This window comes from uncultured Phascolarctobacterium sp. (assembly GCF_905212365.1).
Lineage (GTDB): Bacteria > Bacillota > Negativicutes > Acidaminococcales > Acidaminococcaceae > Phascolarctobacterium_A.
The window spans coordinates 1-8,671 of record NZ_CAJMEH010000073.1 but is presented as its reverse complement, the minus strand read 5'-3'; the positions used below and the strand labels follow the sequence as shown (position 1 = coordinate 8,671).

Annotated in this window: 5 protein-coding genes; all 5 read left to right on the top strand. The window is 47.6% G+C overall.

Going from position 1 to position 8,671, the window contains the following annotated elements; all coding sequences use genetic code 11:
* Positions 1-205: 205 nt before the first annotated feature.
* The 5 genes from trkA to QZ105_RS09555 all read left to right on the top strand — a co-directional run bounded on the left by trkA (position 206) and on the right by QZ105_RS09555 (position 8,531).
* Positions 206-1,549: a Trk system potassium transporter TrkA gene (gene trkA, locus QZ105_RS09575; RefSeq protein ID WP_293729696.1), complete on the top strand. Its 1,344-nt coding sequence runs from the start codon at positions 206-208 to the stop codon at positions 1,547-1,549.
* Between the two features lie 5 nt (positions 1,550-1,554).
* Positions 1,555-3,012: a TrkH family potassium uptake protein gene (locus QZ105_RS09570; RefSeq protein WP_293729695.1), complete on the top strand. Its 1,458-nt coding sequence runs from the start codon at positions 1,555-1,557 to the stop codon at positions 3,010-3,012.
* A gap of 18 nt (positions 3,013-3,030) precedes the next feature.
* Positions 3,031-4,488: a TrkH family potassium uptake protein gene (locus QZ105_RS09565; protein ID WP_293729694.1), complete on the top strand. Its 1,458-nt coding sequence runs from the start codon at positions 3,031-3,033 to the stop codon at positions 4,486-4,488.
* Positions 4,489-4,601: 113 nt separating this feature from the next.
* A complete protein-coding gene (gene larA / locus QZ105_RS09560; protein WP_293729693.1) occupies positions 4,602-5,900 on the top strand; it encodes a nickel-dependent lactate racemase in 1,299 nt (432 codons plus the stop codon).
* 354 nt (positions 5,901-6,254) lie between these two features.
* Positions 6,255-8,531, top strand: a complete 2,277-nt coding sequence (locus QZ105_RS09555) for an autotransporter outer membrane beta-barrel domain-containing protein (RefSeq protein ID WP_293729692.1) — start codon at positions 6,255-6,257, stop codon at positions 8,529-8,531.
* The last annotated feature ends 140 nt before the right edge of the window (positions 8,532-8,671 follow it).

Genomic DNA, 8,671 nt, shown 5'->3' with positions numbered 1-8,671 from the left:
ATAGAAAGCTGCCGGTTAGAAAAAGACTCAAGCATTCGCTTGAGTCTTTTTCTATGCGCTGATAACTGCCGACAAGGACGCGGCCTGGCTGCCGCTTTTTGTTTGCCAATTCTTTTCATACTTAAAATTTGGGGCCACTTTCTTAATCCAGCGTCTTGTGTTATAATAGAGCGGAACATTAAGACTGTATAAAGGAGCTTGCAAAATGCGTATTATTATAGCTGGTGCAGGTAAGCTGGGTTTTAGTATCGCACAGCTGTTGGCAGAAGATCAGTTTGACGTAGTAGTAGTAGAGGTAGACCCTAAGCGTAAGGAAGTAGTGCAAAATTCGCTGGACGTTTTGGCTATCGAGGGTAATTCCTGCAGCCCTACGACCTTTGCCGATCCCGATGTTTGCGACGCCGACGTTTTAATCGCCTGCACTGACAGCGACGAAGTTAATATGGTAACCTGCCTGATGGCTAAGAACCATGGTATTAAGCACACCGTAGCCCGTATCCGCAATGTGGAATATGCGGTGCATGCGCCGGAAATGCTCAATAAGGATATGAAAATCGATTTGGTTATCAATCCGGAGCGCATTACCGCCGTGGAAATCGACCATATTCTGATGACGCCGTCCGCTTTGAACGTGGATGAATTTGCCGAGGGCAAGGTGCGCATGTTTGAGGCCAAGGTTAAAGAGGATTCGCCGCTGATAAATATTCCATTGAAGGATTTGAACATACCCAAGAATATTTTGATGGCTATGGTTTTCCGCCGCCATAGGATGATTATTCCTCGTGGTAACGATTACGTTATTCCCGGCGACAACGTCTATTTTGTAGGCAGGCACGACGCTATTCGCGATTTTGAAAACAGCTTTTCCAATACTTATGAGAAGCTGGAACGAGTGCTGATTATCGGCGCAGGCCGCACAGGGCGTTTTTTAGCGCCGATGCTGGAAAACCAAGGGATTCAGGTCAAGGTTATCGAAAAAAATAAGGAACGCTGCCAGATGCTGGCTTCAAGGCTTAAACGAGGCTTGGTGCTGTGCGGCGACGGTACGGATATCGACCTTTTGATGGAGGAGGGCGTTTCGGAAGCTGACGTAGTAATCTGCCTGACTGAAGACGATAAGCTGAATTTGTTGCTGGCGCAGCTGGCCAAGCATTTGGGCGCACGTAAGACCATCGTTCGCGTAGCGCGCAACGAATATATTGAGCTGATGGAAAAGGTGGGCGTGGATATCGTACTGTCCTCCCGTCTGCTCAGCGCCGGTGAAGTGCTGCGCTTCATCCGTAAGGGCGGCATCGTATCTGTGTCGCTGCTGGAGGGCGCACAGGCGGAGGCTTTGGAAATTATCGTAGGAAAGGACAGCGAGGTGGACGGCGTAGCCGTGCGCGATTTGCGGCTGCCTAAGGAATGTTTGCTGTGCGCCATTGTGCGCGATAACGAAGCCTATATTCCTAACGGCGATACGGTGTTGCTGGCTAACGACCGCATTATTTTGTTCATTAAGAGCGAATTTTCCAAGAACACAGTGCCTATGTTTGAAGGCCGAGGGTAGACGCTATGGATGCACGGCTCGTAAACCGTTTATTGGGAAATTTAACGATAGCTTTTTCCTTAGTGCTGCTGTTGCCGCTGTTTGCGGCCATTGTGGCCGACCAGGAGCATATATGGATTTTTGCCTTTAGCCTCATCGCTTCGGTGACGGTGGCTTCGGTATTTAATATTTTTGGCGCGCAGCGCATGCGTCAGCGTCTGCGGGTGCGCGAAGCCATAGCCGTGGTCGGCTGCGGCTGGCTTTTGGTGTGTCTGATGGGCTCGCTGCCATATTTATTCCTTAATCCCGGCGACCCTTTAGCCGCCGTTTTTGAAAGCGTATCGGGCTTTACGACGACGGGCGTTACCACTGCCGAATCCTTTGAGGCTTTTCCGCCCAGTATTTTGGTTTGGCGCTGCCTTACGCATTGGACCGGCGGTATCGGCGTTATTATGCTTTTTATTATTATTATGCCGCAGATGAACAGCGGCACCAGCTACCTTTTTAATGCTGAGCTGCCGGGAGGCATGGCCGAACGCACGCTGCCCAAAATTAAGGAATCGGCGCTTTTGATTCTCTGTATCTATGTTTCGCTGACGCTGGTGGAGATAATACTGCTGCTTTTAGCTGGCGTGCCTTTGTTTCAGGCTATCAATCTGGCTTTGGCGACTATGGCTACGGGCGGCTTTTCTTATTACCACGACAGCCTGATTGCGTTCGACAATATTTTTGTAGAGGTTATAGCGATTTTTTTTATGCTGATAGCCAGCATGAACTTTTCGCTTTACTATAAAATCTGGCGCGGCGATTGGCTGTCCCTGCGCAACGACACGGAACACCGCTATTATTTGTGCATTTTGGCTGTCGCGGCTTTTCTTATCTGCGGCGATTTATATCTGACTGACTATCTGCCCTTGGGCGAATGCGTGCGTCACAGCATTTTTCAGGCTATTTCCATCGGCAGCACTACGGGCTTTGCCTCGTCGGACTTTGATACCTGGCCCAGCTTCAGCCGCAGCATACTGCTGATGCTGATGTTTATCGGCGGCTGCAGCGGCTCAACTGCGGGCGGCATTAAAATATCGCGTTTGATAATTTTATTGAAGGCCGGATGGGCCGAGCTTTTGCGCACTCTGCATCCGCGTATCGTTTATTCCGTAAAAATGGGCGATAAGGATATTGACCCCATTGTTGTGGGCAATATTACGCGCTTTTTTTTCTTGTATATATTGGTCTTTATCGTTTTGACATTATTGATTTCCTTGTCCGGAATTTCTGCGATGGAATCCATCGGCTTGATTGCCGCCTGCATGAGCAGCGTAGGCCCGGCCTTTGGCGTAGTAGGGCCCACGTCGACCTACAGCAGTCTGCCGGATTGGGCGCGCTTTATCAGCATTGTGGCAATGCTGCTTGGCCGTTTGGAAATTTTTACTTTACTGGCTATCCTGCGTCCTGATTTTTGGCGCGATAAACAGAATTGGTAAAAGCTTGGGAGTTGAGGTATGAATACGAAGGTAATTTTATATCTTTTGGGAAAAATATCGTTCGGCATCGGCGCGGTGCAGCTCATACCTCTGCTGATGGCTTTGTATTACGGCGAGGATTGCTATCTTTATTTTGCGTTGTCCTTTTGCATAGCCATCGTTTTATACAAGCTGTTTGACCGTTACGGTCGCAATGTTTCCCATAATGATATATCGGTGCGCGAGGGTATAGGCACGGTATTTTTTTCGTGGGTGCTGGCTGCAGGGCTGGGAGCTTTGCCTTTTTGCTTTGCAGGCGTGCTTGACCCGGTGTCGGCGTATTTTGAAAGTATGTCCGGATTGACCACTACCGGCGCGACGGCTATTTCCAATTTGGAGGACCTGCCGCGCAGCCTGCTTTTTTGGCGCGTTTTGACGCACTGGATTGGCGGTATTGGCATTATCGTGCTGTTCGTGGCTTTGCTGCCGCAGATTGCAGGCAGCGCTATGTATTTGTTTAACGCCGAGGTTACGGGCTTTTCCAACAGCCGTATCCTGCCGCGTATCCGCACTACGGCGATAGCGCTGTTTTATATTTATCTGCTGCTGACGATTATTTTAACGGGCATTCTGGCAGGGATGGGCATGAGCGAATACGACGCCGTTTATCATGCCTGCTCGGCTGTTGCTACAGGCGGTTTTTCCAATTACGATAACAGCGTGGCGCATTTTGGCAGCCCTATGATAGAATATGCTTTAGGCGTTTTTATGATTTTAGCTGCCGGTAACTTTGCCGTGTATTACCAGGTAACGCAGAATGGTTTTCAGGCTTTGTGGCACGATTTGGAATTTAAGGTATATGTGGTATTGGTGTTTAGCGTCTCCGTGCTGATTACGGCCAATATTGTTATCGTCAACGGCTACAGTCTGGCCGACGGTTTTAAAACGGCTTTTTTTCATGTGGCTTCGTTTGCGTCGACCACGGGCTTTGTGGCCGATAATTACGATAACTGGCCTTCGTTTGCCAAGCTGTTGCTGGCGCTTACTTTTTTCACCGGCGGCTGCGCGGGCTCGACTGCGGGTGGCATTAAAATCTGCCGCTTGATTGTGTTGTTGAAAACGGTGGCGGCTGAGCTGCGGCGCACGCTGCATCCGCAAATGCTGCTCAATGTTTACTACAGCAGAAAGCCCTTGCCGGTGCAGACCATTATCAATATCAGCCGTTTCTTTTTCGTATATATCCTATTAGTGGCTTCTTTGTCCCTCGTGCTGACCTTTGACGGAATGGACGTAACGGAAGCTATTTTTGGCGTAGCTTCCTGTATGGCGAGCGTGGGCCCGGCCTTTGACAGTATAGGCGCTACCGGTACTTATGCGCAGGTGCCAGCGTGCAGCAAGGCGGCGCTGTCCCTAGCTATGCTGCTGGGCAGGCTGGAGCTGTTCACGGCTTTAGCTTTGCTGCGCAGCGAATATTGGCGTAATAGTAAACGCTGGTAAGTAAAAATATTAAAATAATTGTAAAGAAGAATGTCTTTAGAGGATATTCTTCTTTTATTTCGCGTTCAAATAATGTATAATAAATACTATCCGCTTATATTGGAGGGATGTTAATGAAAAATTATTTTTTACCTATCGGCAAGCGTCAGGAGGAAGTTCTGCTGCCGGAGGAGCATGTTATTTATGATATACACGGCAACGACGCGCATGTATGCCCGGATATTGTTGCAGCTACGCGGGAGGCTATCCGCAATCCTATTTGCTCTAAGCCGCTGCGCGAAATTGTCCGCGCCGGTGAAACGGTGACTATTATTGTCAGCGACATTACCCGTTTGTGCGGCACTTCCGAATTTTTGCCGGTCATAGTGGACGAGCTGAACAGCGTAGGCGTTAAGGACGAGGATATTACGGTTATCGTAGCTACGGGCACGCACCGCGGCCATACGCCGGAAGAGGACATAGTAGTCTGCGGCGAGGAAATGGTTAAGCGCTTAAAAATCGTGCAGCATGACAGCCGCAAAAAGGAGGATATGGTGTCTTTGGGCAAAACCTCCTTCGGCAACGAGGTGGCGCTCAGCAAATATGTAGTTAACGCTGACCGCGTGATTTTAACCGGCGCAGTAACCTTGCATCCCTTTGCCGGTTTTGGCGGCGGGCGCAAGGCTGTAATGCCGGGTGTGGCGGCTTACGAAAGCATTATGCTGAACCACTGCATGACCATGTCCAAAATTGAGGGCGGGGGCTGCAATAAAGCCTGCGACGCCAGTCTGCTGGAGGGCAATCCTATTCATCAGGATATGATGGAGGCCGTATCCCTGCTGGAGCCGGACTTTTTAGTGAATACGGTTTTTACTCCTGACGGAGATATCAGCGAGGTAGTGGCAGGACATTGGCAAAAAGCTTGGGAGCAGGGCTGCAAGGATTTGCTGGCCATGGGCGGCGTGCATATCAAGCAGCTGGCCGATGTGGTTATCGCTTCTGCCGGCGGTTATCCTAAGGATTTGAATTTATATCAGGCCACTAAATGCCACATGAACGCGCAGTTCGCTGTGAAAAAAGGCGGTATTATGATTTTTACGCTGGACTGCCCGGATATCAAGGAGCCCGCCATCTTTACCGACTGCTTCAGCCGCACCGATATGGAGCAGTTTGAAAAGGATATTCGCGCTAATTTTACCATTCCTGCCTTCGTCGCTTTCAAGGCCCGCAGCATTGTCAACGATGTGACGGCTTATTTGGTAACGCGGCCGGAAAATTTTGATTTTGTCCGCAAAACCGGGCATATTCCCTGCCATACCCTGGCAGAGGCCTGGGAGAAGGCTCAGGAGCAGCTTGCCAAGCAGGGGAAAAAGGATTATACTATTACGATTATGGGGCACGCTTCGGCAACACTGCCGATTTTAGATAAGTAAATTTGCACTGGGCGCTGCCCATGCGCTAAGAATTTTAGGCAGCGCGGTTTGCTGCTGCGATAAAAATAAAACTGAAAATGAACGATGAAAAGCTTTAGAGTATGCTTGCGAAAGCAAGCTGCTTTAAGGCTTTTTTTGTTAGTTAGGGTTGGGAATGAGTGATGCGGATATTGAGATGCTGTAGTGGTGGTCATTAAGGGTGCTGGCGAATAAAGAAAAGAGAAATTTACAACTACTTACGTCTTTACGGGGGGGACAAGCGTGCTATACTTATGGTGAAGAGGATGCGGCAGCACGCCGCACACATAAATTTTACAACGAGCAAAACTTTTACAGACGAAGGGATTGGTGTTTATGAAACGCAAAGAAATTTTAGCGAGAGCAATAACCTTAGGCTTGCTGCTTGCAATGCCGTTTAGCAACGCGTGGGCGGCGACTGCTACACAAAGTAAAAGTACAAGTAGTAAGTACAGTAATGATTTAAAACTAAGCTTTGATAATAAATGGGAGAATAAGCATTGCACAGGCTTGCAGACTTATGTAAATAGTAATGCTAAGGCTGATGTAACTATAGAGTTTGTGGGTGAAAAAATAAGCATTAGTGGGAAAAATTCTATTGTACCGTCTCAAAAATACAATAAAACCAAGACAATAATTTCAGGAGTATATTCTTATGCCGCTAGCAAAAAAGGGGACTCATATCGTGCCATCACATATCTTGGAGGTAACAATACAAGCGATATATCTATTGATGTTGATGGCTATGGTATAGCTGTGGGTGTTTATGTTAATGGAACGTCCAATAAACAAGGTTCTAAAGTAATAATCACTGGAGATAATTTTACAGTTGCTAGTCACTCAAATGATTATTATGCGTATGGTCTTTATGTGGGCAATAATACTACTGATTTAAATGGGAAAGCAACTTCTACATTGATAATCAATGCTGACAATACTATTATCAATGCTTCTTCTGATGTTAAAATTGACGAGACTGATGGCGATTTTCATGGGATTGGTATAACGGCATTTTCACAGGGTGTTGTAGAAATTAATGGCAATTTAGAGGTAAATGCAGATACTGTTTTATCTACGCGCGGTAATGCAGTGACGAAAATTAACGCCGCTAATGATTCTGATAAAACTATAAAGCTTAATGGCAATATAGATTTTAACTACTCTAACACTACTAAAGTAGACGCAGATGTTACCATTAATTTGGCTAATGAAGAATCTTATTTGAATGGCAATATTGTTCCGACTGGATATCCTATGCCGGATGGATATGACGAGATTAACTCTATGAAACTTGGAATTAGCAATTCGGCGCAGTGGACAACTGATTCGGCTAGTAGAGTAAATATCTTAACATTGGATGGAGGTATTATCAATTTACTTAATAAGTCCGAAAATATACAGATTGTTGCAGTGGATGCATTGAAAGGCGCTGGCGGTACGGTAAACTTTGCTGTTGACGCTAGCGGTGATACGCTCGCTGTAGGAACATTTGACGTGGAAAATAGTGACAGCAGCGCTAAAGTAACTGCAAATTATAATGGTATTACGGCAGATAATGTTGGTACTAAAGAAAAATTTGCGAAGTTAGTACATAACAGTTTAAAAATTGGTGGCGTTGCTGAATTTACAGCAGTTGTTAAAGAAGGTTTGCTTACTCCGAGTATGACCGGTATCACAAGCAATGATAAAAATGGCAATACGCTTGAGATTAAGGATATTCAGCAAGGGACTTCTACCACCACCATGGACGCTATGCGTGATATTGCCAGCACGGCGATAATCGCTTGGCGGCAGGAGGACAGCACGCTCAGCCAGCGTTTAGGCGAGCTGCGCAACAGCGAGGGCGATCAGGGCGTGTGGGTGCGTATGAGCCGCGGTGAATTTGAATACAGCGGCGCGTATAAGAACCAGTACAATTACTTCCAGATGGGTTATGACAAAGCGTATGGCGACTGGCATTACGGCGCGGCCATCAGCCACAACGACGGCAAGACGGCCTACGCCAACGGCAAGGGCGATAACCGCAGCACCAGCTTATCCCTGTACGGCACTTGGTTAGGCGAGCGCGGACATTATGCAGATATCGTTTTGAAGCAGGGTCGCTTGAACAATGAATTTGAAATCCATACTGAGGCAGGCGATACTCGCGGTGATTATGGCGCTTGGGGTACGTCTTTAAGCGGAGAATATGGTGTTAAGGTGGATATGTCCGACGGCTGGTATGTAACGCCGCAGGCACAGCTGACCTTTATGCGTATCGGCGGCGAGGACTATACTACCAGCAATAATATTCGCGTAAGCCAGGATACTTTGTACAGCATGGTAGGGCGCATTGGCTTCGAGCTGGGCAAGAAAATTACGAATAAGGGCAGCGTTTATGCTAAAGCCTCTTTGCTGCATGAATTTGCGGGCGACGCCGATACGTATCTGCGGTTAGGTGATTTGCACAACAGCTATAGTCAGGATATAGGCAATACGTTGTATGAAGCTGGGTTAGGTTTTAATTACAAAACCAGCGCCGACAGCTATATTTATGCCGACGTAGTCAAGACGGTTGGCGACGATATCAAGACTCCGTGGCAATGGAACGCAGGTATGCGCTGGAGCTTCTAAGGCTTTGGTTTTCTGACTGCTTGACGGTATAAAAAAACTCGCGTTAGTCCTTCCTTGAATTTGGAAAGGCTGACGCGAGTTTCGTTTTTAGTGTGCCCGGCATGGGCGATAACTAGGTGGTGAAAGTCCACTACGCGCTC

What these genes read in the sequence shown, in the direction of transcription:
- trkA (WP_293729696.1), top strand. Translation starts at nt 206, where the DNA reads ATGCGTATTATTATAGCTGGTGCAGGTAAGCTGGGTTTTAGTATCGCA.
- QZ105_RS09570 (WP_293729695.1), top strand. Translation starts at nt 1,555, where the DNA reads ATGGATGCACGGCTCGTAAACCGTTTATTGGGAAATTTAACGATAGCT.
- QZ105_RS09565 (WP_293729694.1), top strand. Translation starts at nt 3,031, where the DNA reads ATGAATACGAAGGTAATTTTATATCTTTTGGGAAAAATATCGTTCGGC.
- larA (WP_293729693.1), top strand. Translation starts at nt 4,602, where the DNA reads ATGAAAAATTATTTTTTACCTATCGGCAAGCGTCAGGAGGAAGTTCTG.
- QZ105_RS09555 (WP_293729692.1), top strand. Translation starts at nt 6,255, where the DNA reads ATGAAACGCAAAGAAATTTTAGCGAGAGCAATAACCTTAGGCTTGCTG.